18 protein-coding genes are annotated in these 21545 nt (G+C 31.6%); 5 read left to right on the forward strand and 13 right to left on the reverse strand.

Translation table 11 applies throughout. The features are described from left to right. Position 1: 1 nt before the first annotated feature. The 4 genes from RF683_RS08850 to mutY all read right to left on the reverse strand — a co-directional run bounded on the left by RF683_RS08850 (position 2) and on the right by mutY (position 6031). Positions 2-3760: a TraB/GumN family protein gene (locus RF683_RS08850; protein ID WP_309531934.1), complete on the reverse strand. Its 3759-nt coding sequence runs from the start codon at positions 3758-3760 to the stop codon at positions 2-4. Between the two features lie 101 nt (positions 3761-3861). After that, positions 3862-4413, reverse strand: a complete 552-nt coding sequence (gldD, locus tag RF683_RS08855; protein WP_309531935.1) for a gliding motility lipoprotein GldD — start codon at positions 4411-4413, stop codon at positions 3862-3864. 106 nt (positions 4414-4519) lie between these two features. Then, positions 4520-4957, reverse strand: coding sequence for a single-stranded DNA-binding protein (locus tag RF683_RS08860; RefSeq protein WP_309531936.1), 438 nt, complete (start codon positions 4955-4957; stop codon positions 4520-4522). A gap of 36 nt (positions 4958-4993) precedes the next feature. After that, positions 4994-6031, reverse strand: coding sequence for an A/G-specific adenine glycosylase (gene mutY, locus RF683_RS08865; RefSeq protein ID WP_309531937.1), 1038 nt, complete (start codon positions 6029-6031; stop codon positions 4994-4996). Positions 6032-6165: 134 nt separating this feature from the next. Here mutY and RF683_RS08870 point away from each other — a divergent pair, with 134 nt between their 5' ends. Together RF683_RS08870 and RF683_RS08875 are read left to right on the forward strand one after the other, a co-directional pair. After that, positions 6166-6459, forward strand: a complete 294-nt coding sequence (locus tag RF683_RS08870; RefSeq protein WP_250582214.1) for an HU family DNA-binding protein — start codon at positions 6166-6168, stop codon at positions 6457-6459. 302 nt (positions 6460-6761) lie between these two features. After that, positions 6762-8312, forward strand: coding sequence for an Rne/Rng family ribonuclease (locus RF683_RS08875; RefSeq protein WP_309531938.1), 1551 nt, complete (start codon positions 6762-6764; stop codon positions 8310-8312). Between the two features lie 36 nt (positions 8313-8348). Here RF683_RS08875 and RF683_RS08880 read toward each other — a convergent pair whose 3' ends face one another. The 3 genes from RF683_RS08880 to RF683_RS08890 all read right to left on the reverse strand — a co-directional run bounded on the left by RF683_RS08880 (position 8349) and on the right by RF683_RS08890 (position 10501). After that, complete coding sequence (locus tag RF683_RS08880) at positions 8349-9101, reverse strand: hypothetical protein (RefSeq protein WP_309531939.1); 753 nt, start codon at positions 9099-9101, stop codon at positions 8349-8351. Positions 9102-9239: 138 nt separating this feature from the next. Next, complete coding sequence (locus RF683_RS08885; protein ID WP_298658644.1) at positions 9240-10001, reverse strand: SIMPL domain-containing protein; 762 nt, start codon at positions 9999-10001, stop codon at positions 9240-9242. A 59-nt stretch (positions 10002-10060) separates the two neighbouring features. Next, positions 10061-10501: a nucleoside deaminase gene (locus tag RF683_RS08890; RefSeq protein WP_309531940.1), complete on the reverse strand. Its 441-nt coding sequence runs from the start codon at positions 10499-10501 to the stop codon at positions 10061-10063. 57 nt (positions 10502-10558) lie between these two features. Here RF683_RS08890 and RF683_RS08895 point away from each other — a divergent pair, with 57 nt between their 5' ends. Further along, positions 10559-12334 carry a 1-deoxy-D-xylulose-5-phosphate synthase gene (locus tag RF683_RS08895; RefSeq protein ID WP_309531941.1) on the forward strand — a complete coding sequence of 592 codons (1776 nt, stop codon included), beginning with the start codon at positions 10559-10561 and terminating at the stop codon, positions 12332-12334. Then, positions 12327-13274, forward strand: a complete 948-nt coding sequence (locus tag RF683_RS08900) for a DUF3078 domain-containing protein (RefSeq protein ID WP_309531942.1) — start codon at positions 12327-12329, stop codon at positions 13272-13274. The genes RF683_RS08895 and RF683_RS08900 overlap by 8 nt, the downstream gene beginning before the upstream one ends. A gap of 2 nt (positions 13275-13276) precedes the next feature. On the opposite strand, the gene RF683_RS08905 is transcribed toward RF683_RS08900, so the two are convergent. Beyond that, on the reverse strand, positions 13277-14071 hold the full coding sequence (locus RF683_RS08905) for a DUF2797 domain-containing protein (protein ID WP_309531943.1): 795 nt from the start codon (positions 14069-14071) through the stop codon (positions 13277-13279). A gap of 61 nt (positions 14072-14132) precedes the next feature. On the opposite strand from RF683_RS08905, the gene RF683_RS08910 reads away from it, so the two are divergent. Further along, positions 14133-15644: a GH3 auxin-responsive promoter family protein gene (locus RF683_RS08910; protein WP_309531944.1), complete on the forward strand. Its 1512-nt coding sequence runs from the start codon at positions 14133-14135 to the stop codon at positions 15642-15644. A gap of 80 nt (positions 15645-15724) precedes the next feature. Here RF683_RS08910 and clpX read toward each other — a convergent pair whose 3' ends face one another. From clpX to RF683_RS08935, 5 genes are all read right to left on the reverse strand, one after another. Further along, positions 15725-16957 (reverse strand): ATP-dependent Clp protease ATP-binding subunit ClpX, encoded by a 1233-nt coding sequence (clpX, locus tag RF683_RS08915; RefSeq protein WP_309531945.1) that lies wholly within the window; start codon positions 16955-16957, stop codon positions 15725-15727. 82 nt (positions 16958-17039) lie between these two features. Continuing rightward, entirely contained in the window at positions 17040-17741 is a 702-nt protein-coding gene (clpP, locus tag RF683_RS08920) for an ATP-dependent Clp endopeptidase proteolytic subunit ClpP (RefSeq protein WP_309531946.1), read from the reverse strand. A 166-nt stretch (positions 17742-17907) separates the two neighbouring features. Continuing rightward, positions 17908-19239, reverse strand: a complete 1332-nt coding sequence (gene tig / locus RF683_RS08925) for a trigger factor (protein ID WP_309531947.1) — start codon at positions 19237-19239, stop codon at positions 17908-17910. A 246-nt stretch (positions 19240-19485) separates the two neighbouring features. Then, positions 19486-19824, reverse strand: a complete 339-nt coding sequence (locus RF683_RS08930; protein WP_309531948.1) for a phage holin family protein — start codon at positions 19822-19824, stop codon at positions 19486-19488. A gap of 136 nt (positions 19825-19960) precedes the next feature. Further along, the gene (locus RF683_RS08935; RefSeq protein WP_309531949.1) at positions 19961-21541 is read right to left on the reverse strand and encodes a G-D-S-L family lipolytic protein; all 1581 of its coding nucleotides are present in this window, start codon (positions 21539-21541) and stop codon (positions 19961-19963) included. Positions 21542-21545 lie beyond the last annotated feature (4 nt).

Below are 21545 nucleotides of genomic sequence, written 5' to 3' on the forward strand. Positions count from 1 at the left end.
CTTAATATTCGTCTTCCTCATAGTATTGTTCTTCATCATAAGCTTGATTTTCTTGCTTTTTAGAAAAATTTACACGAAGATGATTTTCATTCAAGGATTTATCAATTAACATTTTATAATTTTCGGCAATTTCTTTTTCTTCTAAAATACGTCGAGAATCTAGTTTTTTAAACATTTTTAAATTTAACCTACCTTGCTCTTCAACAAAGGCAATTCCAGAAATATTTTCCGCATTTTGCGCATAAGAATCCTCTTCAATGTTAATATTTTTGTAGAAGAAATATACGAGTTTTTTGTCCTTATATTGCACTTCTTTCTTTTCTAATAGTACAATTGAATCTTTATTTTTTTCAATGTCTTCATAGTAATCAATTGCTGCTTTTACAATTGTATCTTGAGAAAATTTGTCTAGAATATCAAACTGCTTATTATGATAAAGCATTTGAAAGGCGTTATATCTTGTTTTAGGATTGTCAATTAATTGTTGAACCTTCACGCGTTCTAACTTGTTATTTTTAACTAATTCTCTTTCTGCTAGTGCAATGTTTAATTGATCTATCTTTAAATTTTCAGCTTTTGTATATAATTGAGCTACTTCTTTATCATTTTTAAAAGAATAAAGTATATCTAAATAATTGTTTAATTCCTCAATAGGTGCTTCTGCATCATAATTATATGCGTCTTCATCTTTAGCATCTTGTTTGTTTTTCCAACTAGAAAGTCTTTTTAACTCCAATTTTGCATTTGTAACCAACATCTTTTTATATGACTTGATTTTTTTAGGATGCACTTTGTCAGAATTAAGTAAGGCTGTTACAAAATTAACTACTGGTTCGTGATATTCTTTTATACTGTAATATTCTAAAATATCTGGATAAAGAACATATGCATTTTCTAAATCCCAATTAAACAGATTAAATAATCCCGAAATCACATAGCCACTTTCAGAAATTGGCAAATCATAATCTAACAATTCGGCAATTTTTAAATAACCTTCTTTGCTTTCTTGGTAAGTTAAAGCGCGTAAAATAGCGAATTGAACCTGAGTTGTAACATCTTGTTTTTTATAAGCTTGTTCTAAAAAAGGAATAATTTCTGGTGATTTAATTGCGCCTATTTTTTCATAAATTTCTTCCATCAATCCTACCTCATCGTTTTTAAAATCAAATTTTTCTAAGATCTCTTTCAACTTCGGAAAATCTTCTTTTTCGATAGTTAAATTATCAAAGGATTTTATGGCTGAATTTCTAATGCTATCATGTTCACTAAACAAATCTTCCTCAAAGAAGCGCAATTTGTTTTCAAACAATGTTCTTGAAGGTACGCTGTCATTCACTTTAAATGAACTGTATATTTTTTCAATAAAAGTATCATCATTTTTATAATCTTTATCTACCAACGTTTTAAGCACATAGGTTTCTCCTTTCTTCATGACTACTTTATACTTAATAGCTTGTGTAGATTTAGGTTTAGTGGCCATTACTTCGTATACATAATAATCTTTTTCAGGTTGGGCAGTTATTTTTTCATTTGTTAATACTAATTTCTCATCTGTCACTAAACCTAATTTTTTTTCCCACTCAGAAGAAGCATAATCTGTTGGGTCAAATTTATCTCCTTTTTTCTTATCGTCCGAAATTCCTACTGAACTAAAACTACCTGCTGAAACATCGTCAATTGCAACCGCAGTGGTATCAACCGCAGCATTTGTGGTAACAATATCATTATAATTTTCTGATTCAAAATCAGTGGCTAAATTTTCTCTTAAGTTAGCATATAATGAATCGATTACTTTATAACTTTCATATTTATGTGAAGCATAGTAATTCAACTCAACTTCCGTTTTATTTGGCGAAAAGAATTCAAATGTTTTTGATTTTGGCTCAAAATGATTTTTCTTTTTATCGTCATAATCATATCTATTTTTACGTTCAAATTTAAAATCTAAGTATTCATTCTCTTTCTTAGGCACTTCAACCGTAAAAAAGGCTGTTGTATCTTTAAAGACTTTGTAAGGCACATCAGCTACTTTTGGTTTAATTTCGAAAGAAGTAAAAAACTGTTCAGCTTTCTTTTTTGAAGCATTTATTGTTCCCAATAAATAATATTTATTTCCTTTTAATTTTGATTTTAAATGGATTTCTTTGTCTTCTTGCTTAGACTGAGAAATAAACTCAAATTGTTTTTTATCAAAATAGGTTTGGGTTGAATCTAAATCATGTTGTAAGTAGTATTCATAATGCATTCTTTTTAATTCAAACTCAGAATCTTCTAGATTAGAATTATCCATTAATGATTTTTCAACAACAAAATAAGTAGCTTTTTCTTGTTCGTCATAGCCATAATACTCCACATCTGTAAGTTGTTTATTGTCTTTTTTATTTCCTATGGAAATAGCATACGTAGGCATTTCTACTTGGAAACCTCCTTTATATGGTGTAAAAAGTTCTGTATCTTGTTTATATAACTTCAATTTAATATTGTTGTATACCTCATCTTCATATTTTCTAACATAATCTCCTTCTCCACCCATAATTATGGCTATAATTTCAAGCGGTGTTATGTAGTATCTGTAGTGTTGTGCTTTACTTGTTTTAGTAATACTTTTTATATCATAAACGAAATAATTTTTTTCCTGATATGCTTTTTTCTCTAAAATTTCTCCTGGTATATTTTCAAAAAACAAACTATCTAAGGTTTTATGATTAAATTGTTTATCTTTTTTATTAATAAAATCTTTAAGCAACATGCGTTTTACATTAATAAATCCGCCATTTGCCAAATCTGGTGATTCTAAGTTTTCTCCATTTTCAAGAACTAACGGATACAACGGTAAAGTCACCATACCATCTGATGTTGATCTTACTTCAAACGTTGGTTTTACAAAATAATCTTCAATTTGTTTTTTAATTTTTTTCCCTTTTTCTGTATAGTCACTAAAGATTGGTTTTACGGTATATCCCTTTTTACGTAACAATTCAATCATACCATTTTTACCAGGTAAATGAGCTGCACCTACAGCACTAAACAAACTACCTGTTTTCATAATAGAATCCATGCTTTTTACCATTCCAATATTTCGGTCATATAACATGGCTTTGTTATATACTTTTGGGGTACCAAGGGTATTTAATGTATCGATTAAATCTAGATCTTTTTCTCTGTATGCATCTGTTAAAACGTCATTATAGGAACGCTTTTTTAAAATTTTCAACAAAAGTTGTTTATTTTTATCTACTTCTTTCATATCCATTTCAGATTCAGCCTTCATGATAGAAAAAGTAGTAGTCTTTACATTTTCAAGTCCTAGTGTTTTTTTACCATATTTTTTACCAGTACGGTAAATAAACATATCTAAATACGTTTCTTCTTGGTATTCTTGATTTGCCTCGTTTGTTCTAGATAGCAAACTAATTAAGTTATAATTTGAACCTCTAAATAATGGATACAAATTATCTTTTTTTAGTGGTTGTGTATAAAATCTTGAATAAAATGAACCATATTGATACACACCTTGATAAAAACTAAATAAGTCATATAACTCTGACCATGTATTTGGTTCGCTTTCATTAGCAATAAAATCAACGCCCATTAATTTTTCAAAAAAAGCGTCTGACAAATGATAGGATACTTTTTCACTTACATGCATGGTTCCATACATATAGGAATTTTTAGTTAATCCATTTCCTGAGATTTCCCAAAATAAACTTTGGTATTTTTTTTCTTGTGCAAATAAAGAAACTGTCACGAAAGACAGCATAAAAAGAATCTTTTTCAACGCTACTATTTTTTTGAAATTATTTTCCCAAATATATAGAATTGAAAAAGATATTTTGGTGTGTTTTTAAAAAATATTTTAGCTTATTTCCATTTTAAACTTTCCATGATTTGTTTCATGTCATTTTTAATGTAATCTGCTGCAGGAAGAATAGAGTCAAAATTAGGTTTTGCATAAAAATACAAACTTGCTGTAATAAAATTTTTTGTGCTGTCTGTAGCATAAAACTGGGCATTTGTAGCCGCATTACCTCCTACTTGATAAAACATACCATACACTTTATCTTTAGAATTAACAAAAGGTTGTTCTGCTATATCATTTGCTTTTATAGCATGCTCATAGGTTAGTTTTTGAGCATCCATCAATAATTTATCTAAATTTCCATTTACTGGCTTATAAGTCATAAAAATAGTTGCCTTCATTTTTGGGTAATGAATTTCTAAACCACAATTAGAAACTTCTTTAATAGAAACTTGTGTATTTTTATCAAATGCAAATGCACATTTGGAAGAAAATAGTTCATATTTAGCAGGCGCATATTCTAATCGTAATTGCCCCTTAGGTTTTGGTGTAACAGCATCTTTACATGAAAAAAATGCAACAACCAAACACAAATAAAAACAAGGTTTATTCATAATTCTATTTTAAAAAAACAAATTTAAGGCTTATTCTAGAACAAAAAAAAGAATAGTTACCTAATCTAGCATAACTATTCTTCGTTACTTTTATTGTTTTTAAGCATTAAAATGGCAAATCTTTTCCAGACTCATTACCTAAAGAATCAAAATCAACTTCTTTAGATGCTGGAGGAGTTGTAGCTGGTTTTGTTAAATCAGCCTCTTTTTTAGTATTCAAAAATGTAAATTCGGTTACTTGAATTTCAGTAGTGTATTTTGTAGTACCATCTTCGGCTTGCCATTGACGAGATTTTATTCTACCTTCAATATAAATTTTATCTCCTTTAGATAAATATTTCTCACACAATTCTGCAGCCTTATTTCTTACTACAATATTGTGCCATTCTGTTGATGTTATTTTTTCACCAGTAGATTTATTAATATAAACCTCATTTGTTGCTAATGGAAATCTTCCAATGCAGTTTGTTGCATCAAAATAATGCATTTTTACTTCATCACCAAGATGACCAATTAAAATAACCTTATTTAGTGTTCCGTTCATGGCTTATACTTTTTATCAAATTTATAAATTATTTATCTAACTTACAACCTTTTCTAAGAAATTATGAAGTACAATAGGAAACGGATAGGTTTTCAAGTCTTGTACCGAGACTGTTTTATCGGTTTTACTTGTTAGTTGCAGCTTAAAAAATTTAACATGAAGTTCTTGGTGAGATAATTTATGTACGACGTCATAACCCGAAAAATAAGTGACCACATCCCTCTCAGTTAGTTTCCATTTTTTACCAATTAAATGAATGGCTTCATTTTCATTTATGGGGGCTTCTGTTTCAATTAATGGCAATTGATATAAATTTTTCCATATATCTTTATGCACCCTTTTTTCGATTAAAATTGCATCGTTTTCATCTTGTGCCAATATATAATTGAAATAGCGTTTTTTAATTTGTGTTTTTTTAGATTTCACAGGCAATTCAGACACTTTTTTATTTTTCAACGCAACACAACGATCATTAAAAACACAGTTTGTACAATCAGGATTCTTTGGCACACATTGCAACGCACCAAATTCCATCATAGCTTGATTAAAAAGTGCTGGGTGACTTTTATCCATCAAACTTTCGGCTAATTCTTGAAAATATTTTTTACTCGAATTTTGTGCAATATCAAGTGTGACATCAAAAATGCGAGCCAAGATTCTAAATACATTCCCATCCACTACAGCCACAGGTTCATTTGAAGAAAAAGAAGCGATTGCGGCAGCTGTATAACTACCAATTCCTTTTAACTTTAGTAGCTCATTATAAGTTTGCGGAAAAGAGGCCTTATAATCTGAAACCACGATTTTTGCAGTATGATGTAAATTTCTAGCACGGGAATAATAGCCTAAACCCTGCCAAAGTCTAAGTATTTTTTGTTCATCAGCTTGTGCTAAATGATTAACTGTTGGAAAATTTTCTTCAAAAGCAAGATAATAAGGTAAGCCTTGATTCACTCTGGTCTGTTGTAAAATAATTTCAGAAAGCCAAATTTTATAAGCATCCTGCGTGTTTCGCCAAGGTAAATCCCTTTTATTTTGGTTATACCAATTAATTATTGTGGTTGAAAAATCCATATCAAAATTTAGATTTACAAAAATAATTCATTTATGTGGTTAAATTTTAATTCATTATGCTTGAATTTATCTTTTTTTAATTTGTATATTTGCACTCTCAAAAAAAATACACATAAATATTAATACGAAGAAAAATGACGAAAGCAGACATCGTAGCGAAAATTTCTGAAAAATTAGGACTTGAAAAAGGAGACGTTCAAGCAACCGTAGAATCATTCATGGAAGAAGTTAAAAACTCATTAGAAAGTGGTGATAATGTTTACTTAAGAGGTTTTGGAAGTTTTATTATTAAAACTAGAGCTGAGAAAACAGGAAGAAACATTTCTAAAAATACTACAATTAAAATTCCTGCTCATAACATTCCTGCTTTTAAACCAGCAAAAGTGTTTGTAGAAAGCGTAAAAGAAAAAACAGAAGTTACAGTATAACATTATTATTAATTAAAAAAACTACACATTATGCCAAGTGGTAAAAAAAGAAAAAGACATAAGGTAGCTACTCACAAACGTAAAAAAAGAGCGAGAGCTAACCGTCATAAGAAGAAAAAGTAGTTTAAAACTACTTTTCTTTTTTTAAAGAAAAACGTTCATTGAAAACGGAAAATTTTACTACTAAATAGCTATATTTCTATAGTATGTCTGTTAGTATAAAATTTATCCTTCGGGTTTATACCTGTAAAAATGTTTAATCCATCTATTCGCCTTAGCGAATGGATAAAAAAATATACTGCATGAACAAAGAATTAATTATCAGATCAAGTTCAGATGCTGTAGATTTTGCCTTATTAAAGGATGGAAAACTAATTGAACTTCACCAGGAAAAAGAAAAGATTGAAGGCAACACACAATTTCAAGTAGGCGATATTTTTATTGCTAAAATTAGAAAACCAGTTGCTGGACTGAATGCTGCTTTTGTAAATTTAGGGCACGAAAAAGATGCCTTTTTACATTATCATGACTTAGGACCAAATCTATCTTCACTGATGAAATTCATCAAACTTGTAAGCACAGGTAAAGCAAAAGATTATTCACTCAAAAATTTCCCTTTCGAACCAGAAATAGATAAAGATGGTATTATCACTGATATATTAAGTGCTAATCAATCTGTTTTAGTTCAAATTGTTAAAGAACCTATCTCAACTAAAGGACCAAGAATAAGTTCTGAGATTTCTTTAGCAGGTAGGTACGTTGTTTTAGTTCCTTTTTCCGATCGCGTTTCAATTTCGCAAAAAATTAACGATAGAGAAGAAAAAGACCGATTAAAAAAATTAGTGCAAACTATTAAACCAAAGGGATTTGGGGTTATTGTAAGAACAGTAGCCGAAGGCAAAAAAGTAGCTGAAATTGAAAAAGATCTAGAAAACTTATTAGACCGCTGGTCTAGTATGTGCAAAAGGTTACAAACAGCTCATCATCCTTCAAAAGTACTTGGCGAACTCACAAAAGCATCTTCCATATTACGAGATGTTTTTAACGATACGTTTACCAGTGTTCAAGTAGATGATGAAGACTTGTTTTTACAAACGAAGGAGTATTTGCAAGAGATAGCTCCGGATAAAGTGTCTATCGTAAAACACTATCAGTCAAAAGAACTGCCTCTTTTTGAGAAATATCATATCGAAAGGCAAATAAAAACCTCTTTTGGTAAAACAGTTTCTATGAGCAAAGGTGCTTATTTGATTATTGAACACACAGAAGCCTTACACGTTATTGATGTAAACTCTGGCAACCGATCAAACAAGGCATTAAGCCAAGAAGATACTGCTTTAGAAGTTAATTTAATTGCTGCTGCTGAAGTAGCAAGACAATTACGTCTAAGAGATATGGGAGGAATTATTGTTGTAGATTTCATTGATATGCAAAATCCAGACAACAGAAAAGTACTTTATGATTTCTTAAAAGAAGAAATGAGTGACGATAAGGCCAAGCATAAAATCTTGCCTCCTAGTAAATTTGGACTCATCCAAATCACTAGACAAAGAGTTAGACCAGAAGTTAATATTAGTACAAGAGAAGACGATCCAAATGAAAACGGACAAGTTGAAGCTCCTATTTTAATTATTGACCGCATTGAAGCTAACCTTGAAAGTATTATTAAAGACCATAAAAAGGTTGTCTTGAACACGCACCCTTTTGTGGCAGCTTACCTTACAAAAGGTTTTCCATCAATACGTTCAAAATGGTTTTTTGAACATAAAAAATGGGTGAAAATTATACCTCGTGATGCTTACACGTATTTAGAATATCATTTCTTTGATAAAGAAGGAAATGAAATTGAATAAAACTAAAAACCGCCTTTCTATTGATTGGCGGTTTTTTTATTCTCTATCGAAAAAATTTTCCCATAAATCATATAGTCTTTTATTTTTTTCGTTGTATGTTTTCTTAAACATTAAAACCAAAGTATCTTTATCCTGAGTTGGATTTTCATAGTATCGAATCCATTCTTTACCATTACTCATTTCAGAAGTATTCTTTAACTGTTTTTCAACACTTTTTACAGGAATTAATTTATTACCCTTCCATTTATAAATTGTTTGAATACTAGTCATATACCAACTTCCAAAATATTGATAGATTACTAAATTCCTATGTGCATTATAACTCAATTCTGAAGAAAATAAACTAATTGATTTGATACATTGATTTGATAAAGCATCATATTTATAAATTGTCTGTTCTCTATTACCATTCATATTAGGATGTCCAAGAATTAATATTTCTGAATCTTCATCCTTATTAAAATTTTCAAAACTAAAGGATAAAACATCGCTATCAAAAACATCCGATTTTAGTTTCTGCCATGTTTCATTTTCATATTTATAAAAATAAATATGCTGTTTATCCCAAGTGCCATTGATATCTAAAGCAAAAACATCATTTTTATTGATAAACTTTCCAATTACCACAACTCTACTTGAATCTGATTCAATAACGGAATCTAAAGGAAAAATAAGTTCATCTTTGCCTAAATTTGAAATTTTTGTTTTATATGTATTCAACAAACTATCCATATTTAGTTTGGCATGAAAAGCAGTTGGTTTAACAACAATTTCTTCAATAGTTTCCATTCGATTATCATCTTTACTTTGACAATTTTTCGAAGAACATGCATAAAAAAATACAATTACAAAAATTAAAATTATTCTCTTAAAACTTAAATTTTTCATTTATTTCTATAAACTAATTACTTAAAACTGAGCACTAATTTATTCTAATTCATATTCTAACCTAACGGTAATTCTTGCAGATTTATTTTTACTATACGTATCGAAATTGCCTCCATACGAATCTTCTTCAGTAGAGCCTTGACCCGTAATTTGGAATACACCCATGCTTGCCGATTTTAATTTTCCTAAATCGCCATCTGCTGACGTTACAATTTTTTCGGCACGTTCTTTAGCGTCTTTAGACGCTTTTTGTATTAAGCTATGTTTTAAACTGGGTAAATCTGAATAGGTATATTGAATAGAATTTGAACTTAATTCAATCCCCGAGTTAATTAACTCAGAGGTTTTACTAGACACATCTTCTATACGTTTCATTAAATTCGGATTCTTTTTAGCCGAGAATGTGATCGTTTGTGACGCTTCATAGCCATCAAAAACTTGTTCGTATTTTGTACCATAATCACTATCCCCTGTCTCAATTCTTACTTCTCTAAATCGTTTGTTAAACTGTACTGCACCAAAACTAAATTCTCCTTTTTTAAAACCTTTCCCTAAAAAAAAGCGTTCTACAATTTTTTGATCGGCTATCATTTTATTGTAAGCCTCTTTAATATCAAAACTTTTAGTAGTAAAACTCCCAGACCATAAAATTTCATCTGACACAAAATCTTTAGTTCCTAATCCAATTACGGAAATGGTATCTAAATTTTCATTCCTTTTTTTAAAGGCACTGCCTAATATCATGGCTGTCAGAATGATAGAACCTCCTATGATTGCCGCTTTAATTAATTTGTTGTTCATTTTTGTTCTCTTAAATGTTTAGTATTCGTATCATCACAAAACAAATGCCAGATTTGTATTTAACGTTTATTTTGAAAAAATAATTGTATAAGTGCGGCGCATTCATCTTCTAACACCCCCGAAACTACTTGTGTTTTTGGATGTAATTGCGTACCTAAGGTTGTGTAGCCTCGCCTTTCGTCTTTTGCTCCATACACGATTTTAGTAATTTGTGACCAATATAACGCTCCTGCACACATTTGACAGGGTTCTAAAGTAACATAAAGCGTACAATCTTTCAAATATTTTCCGCCTAAAAAATTGGCTGCACTTGTTATAGCCTGCATTTCAGCATGTGCTGTTACATCATGCAGTAATTCGGTTAAATTATGTGTTCTGGCAATGACTTGATTATTAACAACCACAACTGCACCAACAGGAACTTCGCCTTTAGCAAAAGCTTCTTTAGCCTCATATAAGGCTTTTTTCATAAAATAATCGTCTGTAAAAATTGTTTCCAATAGGTTTGCTTTTATTCTATCAAAAATAACAAACAATATTGTATTTTTGCCCTTGAAATGAATAATTTACTTTCCCATATTGAAAATCCTTATGATTTAAGGAAATTAGCACCTAATGAGCTTCCTCAATTAGCAGAAGAATTACGTCAATATATTATTGACATCGTTTCACAAAAAGAAGGTCACTTAGGAGCAAGTTTAGGCGTGGTGGAACTAACCATTGCCTTACACTATGTTTTTGATACACCAAATGATTGTCTTGTTTGGGATGTAGGTCACCAAGCGTATGGTCACAAAATACTCACCGAACGTAGAACACAATTTCCAACTTATAGGGAAAAAGGAGGTATTTCTGGATTTCCAAAACGAAGCGAAAGTAAATATGACACTTTTGGTGTAGGACACTCCTCAACTTCCATTTCTGCAGCCTTAGGAATGGCATTGGCCGCCCAAATAAAAGGAGAGTTTGACAAAAATCATATTGCAATAATTGGCGATGCGTCGATTGCTAGTGGAATGGCTTTTGAAGCGTTAAATCATGCTGGTGTAACGAATGCTAATGTTTTAGTAATTTTAAATGACAACAGCATGGGAATAGACCCAAGTGTTGGCGCGTTTAAAGAATACCTAACAGCTATAAAATCAGGTAAAAATCCAATAGAAAATAATGTAATTAAGTCGCTTAATTTTGATTATACTGGTCCAATTGACGGTCATGATTTAGAGGCTCTAGTGACCGAATTAAAAAGATTAAAAGAAACAAAAGGACCAAAATTTTTACATATTATAACTACAAAAGGAAAAGGATTAGCGTATGCTGAAGAAGACCAACTAACCTATCATGCACCAGGTAAATTTGACAAATTAACGGGTAAACTGATACGTGATGAAAATGAAAATCCTGCACCTAAATTTCAAGATGTTTTTGGACATACATTAGTTGAATTAGCAACAACAAATGAAAAAATAGTAGGTATTACACCTGCTATGCCTTCAGGGAGTTCCTTAAAATACATGATGGAAGCCTTTCCTGAAAGAGCTTTTGATGTAGGTATTGCCGAACAACATGCCGTAACCTTAGCTGCTGGAATGGCTGCACAAAATTTAGTAGTTTTTTGCAACATTTACTCTACATTCATGCAACGGGCATATGACCAAGTTATTCATGATGTAGCACTGCAAAATTTACCTGTGATATTTTGCCTAGACCGAGCAGGTTTTGTAGGCGAAGATGGCGCAACACACCACGGTCTTTTTGATATAGCCTATTTAAGTTGCATCCCTAATATGTTCATTTATGCACCACTAAACGAAATTGATTTACGCAATATTTTATACACTGCTTCGTTAGGATTACAACATCCTATTGCTATTCGATATCCGCGAGGGAAAGGAACAATAACAAACTGGAAACTTCCGTTTGAAAAAATTGAGATTGGTAAAATTCGCACCTTGAAAGAAGGGAAAAAATATGCTGTAATTTCAACAGGAACCATTAGTAATACTGTTGAAAACGCCTTAATAAAGAGTGATTCACCTGAAAATTTTGCGCATTATCATTTGGGCTGGATAAAACCAATAGATGAAGAACAATTGCATCATATTTTTACCAAATTTTCTATTGTAGTAACAGTAGAAGAAGGTGTATTATCAGGTGGTATGGGAAATACTATAAACACATTCGCAAGTAAAAATAACTATAAAAATAAAATTATAAATTGTGGTGTTCCCGATACATTTATTGAACACGGAACCGTAAAACAACTATTTGAAGAAGTAAAATTAGATACAGAAAGTTTTATAAAAATATTTAACAACCTAAATCATGATTAAAAAAGCGTGCTTTATTCTATTATTTTTTATTACATCACAATATACACAAGCCCAAATTGTTAAAACAGCCTTACCTGATACAACAGCATCGCGCTGGGAAAAGGTAAATAAAGTAGGGCTTGATTTTACTCAGATTGCTTTTGTAAACTGGTCTGCAGGGGGAAATAATTCCATTTCTGGATTAATAAAAGGTCATTTTATTAGAGCTTATAAATATAACAATATGAAATGGAATAACGAGTTGCTTATGCGCTATGGTCTCAATAAACAAGAAAATCAAGATGTACGAAAAACGGATGATGCTTTTCTACTTAACTCCACTATAGGGTATAGAAAAGACAGTATTTCTAATTGGTTTTATGGCGGAAAATTTACTTTTCAAACCCAATTTTCTAATGGGTATAGTTATCCAAATGTAGAAAAAGCAATATCAAAACTATTTGCCCCTGCTTATGTATTTGTAGGAATAGGAGCAGAATACGCCAGAAAAGATTTAGGCTTTACTCTTTATTTGTCTCCATTAACACAGAAAACTACTATAGTTTTAGATAAAAGACTATCAAATGAAGGTGCTTTTGGTGTTGCCAAGGCGATTTATGACACAAATGGAACGCTATTAAGAAGTGGTGGTAAATCTAGAACAGAACTTGGTACTCTTATTTCGGGTCAATTTAAAAGAGAGATTGCTAAAAATATGGTTTTAGATACACGTGCAACTTTATATACTGATTACCTAAACAAATTTGGAAATATAGATATTGATTGGTTTTCAAATATTGAAATGACCGTGAATAAATATGTAAAAGCAAATGTAGGATTACACGTAATGTATGATGACGATATTAAATCTAAAAAAGAAGAAAACGGTATTCAAGTAACGCGTGGACCAAGAATTCAATTAAAACAAATTATTGGTGTAGGTGTATTGTATACGTTTTAGTTTTAAAAAGTAATTTTCACGACATACCCTTCATACGTGCGCACATTAAAAACAGTTCCATCTTCAAAAAGCAAGTACTGCCCTTTTATACCTGTTACTTTCCCTGAAAAATTTGGTGTTTTTTCTAAATTTAAACTCGAAACTTTTACAGGATATTGCTGTACTGGATAGTTGAGTAAATAATCTTGGTCTTCTTCTAAAAAATAAGGTTTTACTTCATCTGGAAGCCAATCAACTAATTTTTGTTTTTCGGCAGATAAATCGGCAGGTGAAATTTCATTTTTTAACATTTTTTGCCAATTTGTTTTATCAGCAAAATGATGTTTAAGTGCTACTTCTGCTACTCCTGCTAAATATCTATTTGGCGTTTCTAAAACAGGTAAAGCTTCTATCGCACCTTGATCAATCCATCTGGTTGGCACTTGTGTTTTTCGAGTTACTCCCACTTTCACTTCAGAAGACAAGGCTAAATAAACCATATGCGGTTGTAACTGCACCCGCTTTTCATATTCTAAATCTCTATCTTCAATATCTAAGTGTGCTTTACTCAACTCGGGTTTCATTATCCAATCGGCAGCAGCAGGAATGGTAGAAAAACAATCGTAGCAAAATCCTTGACGAAAAATTTTCTTCGGTTTCTTGCAATGTAAGCATTGATAACCCTTGTGTTGTACTTCAATAGTTCTCCCTATAAGCTGATTGACATTTATAAAATTTGTATCAAAAATTAAATAATACTGAATGGGATGTCCCATTTCTGTTTGCATTTTTGTTAAAGTACCTTCAAATGTCGTCATTAGCCTTGCAGTTGATTGATTTTTTATTATTTTTGGTAAAGATAAAAATTCAATTGTACATATGCCATTACCTATAATAAATTCTATCGCTTCTTGGATTTTGAAGAAAAGAATTCATCAAATGGAATTATTTGTCAAATATCCGCATGAAGTACAAGAAGAATTATTATTTCAGCTAGTAAAAGCAGCCGAACAGACGGTTATTGGTAAAAAATATAGCTTTTCTGGTATTAAAAATTATTCTACATTCCAAGAGCGTGTACCCGTTTCAACCTATGAAGCCTTTGAACCTTATATTGAACAAACGCGTCAAGGCGCACAAAATATTTTTTGGAATACCCCAATTAAATACTTTGCAAAATCGAGTGGTACTACTAATGCGAAAAGCAAATTTATTCCTGTAAGTGCTGAAGCTTTAGAAAACAACCATTATAAAGCCAGTAAAGATTTATTAGCTTTATATCTTAATAATAATGAAAATTCACAGTTGTTTGTGGGTAAAAGTCTTCGTTTAGGAGGTAGCAAACAATTGTATGAAAACAACAATACCTTTTTTGGGGACCTTTCTGCTATTTTAATAGACAACATGCCTATTTGGGCCGAATTTAGTTCTACCCCAAGCAATAAAGTTTCTTTAATGAGTGATTGGGAAACAAAATTACCCGCTATTATTGAAGAATGTTTGCAAGAAAATGTTACCAGCATAGCAGGTGTTCCTAGTTGGATGATGGTTTTGTTAAACAAAGCACTAGAAACAACGGGTAAAGAAAACATACTTGATATTTGGCCAAACGTAGAAGTCTATTTTCACGGTGGCGTGAGTTTTGATCCATACCGAGCGCCTTATCAAAAATTATTCCCTAAAGAAAGTTTCAAATATTATGAAATTTACAATGCTTCTGAAGGCTTTTTTGCGCTGCAAGATTTAAATAATTCGGACGAATTACTATTGATGCTTGATTATGGAATATTTTATGAATTTATTCCAATGGATAGCTTTGGACAGGAAAACCAACGCATTATTCCGCTTCAAGAAGTAGAATTACATAAAAATTATGCGTTAGTGATTACCACTAATTCAGGATTGTGGCGATACATTATTGGCGATACGATACGTTTTACATCCTTATCCCCTTATCGTATTAAAGTTACAGGAAGAACGAAACACCATATTAATGTTTTTGGCGAGGAATTGATGGTTGAAAATACAGACAGAGCTTTAGCCAAAACGTGCCAAGAGTTAGCATGTGAAGTGATGGATTATACAGTTGCACCTATATTTATGGATAACAAACAAAAAGGTGCACATGAATGGATTATAGAATTTAAAACGGCTCCGCATGATGTAGCTGCTTTTGGTCAATTATTAGACACTAACCTTCAACAGTTAAACTCAGACTATGAGGCTAAGCGATTTAACAACATGACGTTAAACCCGCTTGTTTTAAACGTAGCACGTGAAAATCTATTCTATGATTGGCTAAAAGCAAATGATAAATTAGGCGGCCAACATAAAGTCCCTCGCTTATCTAACGACCGCAGTCACTTAGAAGAATTATTGAAATTGCAGTAAGTTTATTTTAATAAAAACCCCTATTAGCATTTTATACTAATAGGGGTTTTTATATTTTTATTTTATAATAATTTCTTTTATTACGATGCTATTTCCAATCGTTTTAATAAATTTTTAGTTAAGGCATGAGCAGCAAACTCTTGCGTTACGGTCAGTTCATTTTCACTTGAACTTGGTAATTCAAACATAGCATCTGTTAAAATAGCCTCGCATAAAGAACGTAAGCCACGGGCTCCTAATTTATACTCTAAAGCTTTTTCTACAATAAACGTTAAAGCTTTTTCTTCTACCGTTAACGCAATACCATCCATTTCAAATAATTTTTGATACTGTTTTATCAACGCATTTTTAGGTTCTGTTAAAATAGCTCGTAAAGCATTTGCATCTAACGGATCCATGTGAGATAGAACGGGTAATCTTCCAATAATTTCTGGAATTAAACCAAATTCCTTAACATCTTTTGGGATAATATATTGCAACAAATTTTCTTTATCTACTTGGTCTGCTGCAAGGGTAGAATTAAACCCGATAGCTTGTTGGTTTAACCGTTTTGAAATAATGCGTTCAATACCATCAAAGGCACCACCGGCAATAAATAAAATATTTTGCGTATTTACTTCAACAAATTTTTGATCTGGGTGTTTTCTTCCTCCTTTTGGTGGTACGTTAACAACTGAACCTTCTAATAATTTCAATAAGGCTTGCTGTACGCCTTCTCCCGAAACATCACGCGTTATTGAAGGATTATCGCTTTTACGGGCAATTTTATCAATTTCATCAATAAAAACAATTCCTCTTTCGGCTTTTGCTACATCATAATCGGCAGCTTGTAACAAACGTGTTAAAATACTTTCTACATCCTCACCTACATAACCCGCTTCAGTTAAAATAGTAGCGTCAACAATAGCTAGCGGCACATTTAACATTTTGGCAATTGTTTTTGCCACTAATGTTTTTCCTGTTCCAGTTTGTCCTACAACTAAAATATTACTCTTTTCTATTTCTACTTCATCGTTTTGTATGGGTTGCATCAAACGTTTGTAATGGTTATAGACCGCTACACTCAACACTTTTTTGGTTTGATCTTGCCCAATTACATATTCATCTAAAAAAGATTTAATTTCTTTTGGTTTACGAAGCACCAAGTCATTAAATACTTCGGAAGAACCTGTTTGTTTCAATTCTTCTAAAACTATGCCATGCGCTTGTTCAATACATCTATCACAAATATGTGCTTCTATACCTGCTATTAGTAAGTTAGTCTCGGGCTTTTTTCTGCCACAGAAGGAACATTCTAAAACTTCTTTTGCCATTTTTTTTGGGTTAAAGGTGATGGGCAATGGGTAATAGACAAACAAATCTTTTACCTATAACCCATTACCTAATACCTTTTTATTATCTTGTTAATACTTCATCAATCATTCCGTATGCTTTTGCTTCGTCAGCTTTCATCCAATAATCTCTATCACTATCATGATGTACTTTATCCATCGGTTGTCCCGAATGCTTTGAAATGATTTCGTATAATTCAGTTTTCAATTTTAAGATTTCTCTTGTCGTGATTTCTATATCCGATGCTTGTCCTTGAGCGCCTCCTAAAGGTTGGTGAATCATAACTCTACTGTGTGGCAATGCACTTCTTTTTCCCTCAGCTCCTGCACATAATAATACAGCACCCATAGAAGCTGCCATTCCTGTACAAATTGTTGCCACATCTGGCTTAATAAATTGCATCGTATCATAAATACCTAAGCCAGCATACACGCCTCCACCTGGCGAATTAATATAAATTTGAATATCTTTTGTTGCATCTACACTTGCCAAAAATAACAATTGTGCTTGAACAATATTTGCAATTTGGTCGTCAATACCTGTGCCTAAAAAAATGATTCTATCCATCATTAAACGTGAAAAAACATCTAATTGAGAAACATTCAACTGACGCTCTTCCATTATATAGGGCGTCATACCTATAGGTGTAATCTTACTTACAATTTTATCGTAATAAATGCTATTTACACCGTGATGTTTAGTCGCATATGTTTTAAATTGTTTAGCCATTTCGAGCGTAGCTCTAGGATCTCTTCCGTAATTCATAATTTTTTGTTTAAATGTTTAATCGTTTAAAAGTTTAATCAAACTTAAAACCACTACTATTTTGCAAAGTTTGTGCCTTTTATCTAATGTGACAAAATGACTTCAATAAAAAAGCGTCAAACCGTTGATTTGACGCTCAAATATACTAATTTTTTGGAATTAGTTATTATTTTAATTCGCCATACATGGCTTTAATAAAATCTTGATAATTTACTTCTTTAGATTTTGCTTTTACTTTATCTTTAAATAGATTAAGCATTTTTTCGCTCATCACTTGGTCAGAAATTCTTTTGATTTCATCTTGATTAGAAAGTACACGTGCTACTATTCCATCAATTTCTTCATCAGAAGGATTTAATTGGCCAAACTGCGCCATTTGCTTTTTAATCAATGAAGCTGTAAAATCTTTTAATTCTTCAAACTTAACTTGTAAATCATTCGCTAAGATTACTTTATTTTCTATCAATTGATAACGTAATCCTTTTTCTGAATTTGCATATTCTACTTCTGCTTGTTCTGGAGTTAATGGTGTTTCTCCAACTGTTTGAATCCATCTTTTTAAGAAATCTGATGGTAAATCAAAAGAAGTTGATTCAATTAAGAAATCTGTAACGTCATTTAAAAATTTTTGATCTGCTTGTTGTGCAAATTGCGCTTCTGCGTCTTCTTTGATTTTTGCTTTTAATTCTTCAAGAGACGTTACTACACCTTCACCAAATAATTTGTTAAATAAATCTGCTGTTAGTTCTGCTTTCTCAATAGCATCAATCGATTCAATTGTAAAAGTAACTTCAATATCTAAACCATGTGCGTCGTCATGTGCTACTTTTAAATAATCCATCAGTTTATGATCATCATCAAATAAACCTTTCGTTTTTAATGTAACTACATCGCCAATAGTTTTACCAATCAATGCTTTTGCTGCTTTTTTATCTTTAAAAACATCTAATGTAATAACTGTTGAATTGTTTATTCCTTTTTCTTCGTTAGCAAAAGTTCCTTTAATTTCATTCCCATCTGCTACTACTGTTTGAGGAATTAATTTTCCATATTGTTTTTGAATTCTCTCAACTTGTTCGTTTAACAACGCATCATCAGCAACAATTTTATATTCAACCAATTTGTTTTTCGCAGATAAATCTACGGTAAATTCTGGTGCTAAACCTAATTCAAACTCAAAAGTTAATATATCTGCGTCCCATGAAAAATCGTCGGTTTCTTTTGGTAATGGATTCCCTAAAATATCTAATTTTTCTTGAACTAAATAATCATTTAATGATTGTTGTAATAATTTATTTACTTCATCAGCCATGATTGCTTTCTCATATTGCTTTTTGATTAAGCTCATTGGCACGGCTCCTTTTCTAAATCCAGGGATTGACGCATTCTTTTTATAATCAGCTAATACTGTTTCTACTTTTTCAGCATAATCTTCTTTGCTGACAGCTACTTTTACAATAGCATTTAATGCATCTACCTGCTCTTTTGTAATATTCATTTTATTTGATTTTTGTAGTATAAAATTTGGGTGGCAAAATTATATAATTTTTACCACCCAAACAAGTTTTTAATCAATTGAATTTCATATAGATAATTAATTGTTTTTAATTGTCATATTGGCATGCCTTATCATCATAGGTGTTTATCTCACAAAAGGATACTGTTCTATTTATTTGTGTTCCATGATTATAATGGTAAGCAAACGAGTTTATGTATGGCAATTAAATTCGATAAATTATTGGTTTTAATCAACAAATATTTTATTAGATATAGATTGACCTATAGAAAGGAAAATACTAAATAAAAATGCCGTAATAAAACTTGGAACACTAAATCCATCAACAAAATAATCTGTCAATAATACCATGATGGTATTAATTACTAATAAAAATAAACCTAATGTAAAGAATGTTACTGGGATAGTAAGCAATACTAATATAGGCTTTATAAATGTATTTAGTAGCGATAGAATTACAGCAGTAGTAATTGCTGCCACAAAATTATCTACTCGTATGTGTAAAAAATAAGAAAATATGATAATCAATACAGTTGAAATTATCAGTTTTAAAATAGCGTTTTTCATATGTATATATTTATTTGTTTTTTAAAGATCATATGGTATCGTATTTTTATTTGTTAGCTTTAAAATACTACTTGCAAATATATAAAAAAGGCTGTCCGGTTTATTGGACAGCCTTATATTTATATTTATGATGTTCTTAATTTACTGGAACAATATTTATTCCTGGAAAATAAGACGGGTGATTTAAAGGTAAATTTGCATGATAATACGAATTAATTACTTTAATAATTTCATTCGCTATTACAGCATAACCTCTAGCATTTGGATGAACTCCATCTAATGAGAATAACACTTGCCCTTCAGTGGTTGAACCACTAAAATAATCCGCTGTATAGATTTGACCTGTTTCAATTCTTAACCCAGAAATTAATTGATTCATAACTGCATTCATATCTGCAACTGCTAAATGTTTAGTAGCGGCAATAGAAACAATAGCATTGTTATAGGCTGTAGTTGCAGCTGCTACTTTAGCTCTTTCATTTGCAGTTAAAACCCATTTGTTTGCCATAGGAAAAGAAACACCGTTTATGTTGATTCCCGCAGGAGCCGCTGAGTTTGTTGTACCAATAACTGATGATGCAGGTAAAACAACTAAGTCAGCAGAAGTTGTTTGGCGTGCTCTTCCGAAAACTGCGCCAAATGCTGCTGCAGTTGCTGCACCTAATTGTGGTGTTAAAGCAGCTGTAATAGCCGCACTTCTATCTGTTGCGTCAACATCAGTAATCAAAATAGGATTTGCTGCAGTCGCCGACAATGGATTAATACGGTTAGGTTCTCCATAAGCTGTAAATATTGCATCTAAAGGGCCATATAATTGTGTGTTTAACGCAGTTATATTTGCAGACCCCCCTAATGCTGATGGAGCAATTGGATTGTAAGGTACTCTTGTAAAATAAGGAATTGATGTTACACTAGGAATTGTACACACCACTCCTTTTGCGCCACCATTAGTTAAAGTGTTAATGATATTAGTATATACACTAGCAAATACAGTACTATTTGTAATATCATTAGAGCCATATGTTGCAGGATTCATATTTCCTGTTGCATTATGATCTGCAGCTGCTGTAGTTCCATTAGCTGCAGCTCCACCATTTGTAGCATAAGCTAAAACATCATTAGAACCAATCCAATTTGTAAAGAATGTTGGATTTTTTGACATAGCGTCACCTAAAACAGTTGCTGATGGCGTAGTTGCATGTCTTACAAAATAAGGATTAGCTTGACCTAAGGCTACTCCAGCTAAATTTCCATAACCTGCTGCTAATAAATGGAATGATTTTGCACCTGGCACACCCATATTATTGTATGCTTTTGCTTGTAAATTAGAAACTTCAATTGTAGGTGTTCCTACAATATTTTCTGGACGACCTTGAGAAGCATCAATTACTAATCTTGTTGTTCCTACTTGAGTTCCGCCTAAAAGCAAACCTCCTAGATTATTAACATCATCTGCATAAGATGGTTGTGTGAAGTCTCCTCCGCCTACTAATGCAAATTTTTGCGCTAATAAATTAGGATAGGAATAAGATTGACTTACTCTTGACACTGTTCCGTCCATGTAACCTGCTGTTAATGAATTTCCTACAGCTACATATCTTGAAAAATCTGCTTCTCCCGATGTATAATTGGCACCAACAGCGTTTTCAAATTCTGGCTCACAGCTAGCAAAACCTATTGCTAATGCTGATAATAATATAAATTTATTTTTTTTCATTTGT

The organism is Flavobacterium sp. 20NA77.7 (genome assembly GCF_031326205.1).
In the GTDB taxonomy this organism is placed as follows: domain Bacteria; phylum Bacteroidota; class Bacteroidia; order Flavobacteriales; family Flavobacteriaceae; genus Flavobacterium; species Flavobacterium nakdongensis.

Coding starts and splice junctions, on each gene's coding strand:
- RF683_RS08850 (WP_309531934.1), bottom strand. CDS start 3,760: ATGCTGTCTTTCGTGACAGTTTCTTTATTTGCACAAGAAAAAAAATAC.
- gldD (WP_309531935.1), bottom strand. CDS start 4,413: ATGAATAAACCTTGTTTTTATTTGTGTTTGGTTGTTGCATTTTTTTCA.
- RF683_RS08860 (WP_309531936.1), bottom strand. CDS start 4,957: ATGAACGGAACACTAAATAAGGTTATTTTAATTGGTCATCTTGGTGAT.
- mutY (WP_309531937.1), bottom strand. CDS start 6,031: ATGGATTTTTCAACCACAATAATTAATTGGTATAACCAAAATAAAAGG.
- RF683_RS08870 (WP_250582214.1), top strand. CDS start 6,166: ATGACGAAAGCAGACATCGTAGCGAAAATTTCTGAAAAATTAGGACTT.
- RF683_RS08875 (WP_309531938.1), top strand. CDS start 6,762: ATGAACAAAGAATTAATTATCAGATCAAGTTCAGATGCTGTAGATTTT.
- RF683_RS08880 (WP_309531939.1), bottom strand. CDS start 9,101: ATGGAAACTATTGAAGAAATTGTTGTTAAACCAACTGCTTTTCATGCC.
- RF683_RS08885 (WP_298658644.1), bottom strand. CDS start 10,001: ATGAACAACAAATTAATTAAAGCGGCAATCATAGGAGGTTCTATCATT.
- RF683_RS08895 (WP_309531941.1), top strand. CDS start 10,559: ATGAATAATTTACTTTCCCATATTGAAAATCCTTATGATTTAAGGAAA.
- RF683_RS08900 (WP_309531942.1), top strand. CDS start 12,327: ATGATTAAAAAAGCGTGCTTTATTCTATTATTTTTTATTACATCACAA.
- RF683_RS08905 (WP_309531943.1), bottom strand. CDS start 14,071: ATGACGACATTTGAAGGTACTTTAACAAAAATGCAAACAGAAATGGGA.
- RF683_RS08910 (WP_309531944.1), top strand. CDS start 14,133: ATGCCATTACCTATAATAAATTCTATCGCTTCTTGGATTTTGAAGAAA.
- clpX (WP_309531945.1), bottom strand. CDS start 16,957: ATGGCAAAAGAAGTTTTAGAATGTTCCTTCTGTGGCAGAAAAAAGCCC.
- clpP (WP_309531946.1), bottom strand. CDS start 17,741: ATGAATTACGGAAGAGATCCTAGAGCTACGCTCGAAATGGCTAAACAA.
- tig (WP_309531947.1), bottom strand. CDS start 19,239: ATGAATATTACAAAAGAGCAGGTAGATGCATTAAATGCTATTGTAAAA.
- RF683_RS08930 (WP_309531948.1), bottom strand. CDS start 19,824: ATGAAAAACGCTATTTTAAAACTGATAATTTCAACTGTATTGATTATC.
- RF683_RS08935 (WP_309531949.1), bottom strand. CDS start 21,541: ATGAAAAAAAATAAATTTATATTATTATCAGCATTAGCAATAGGTTTT.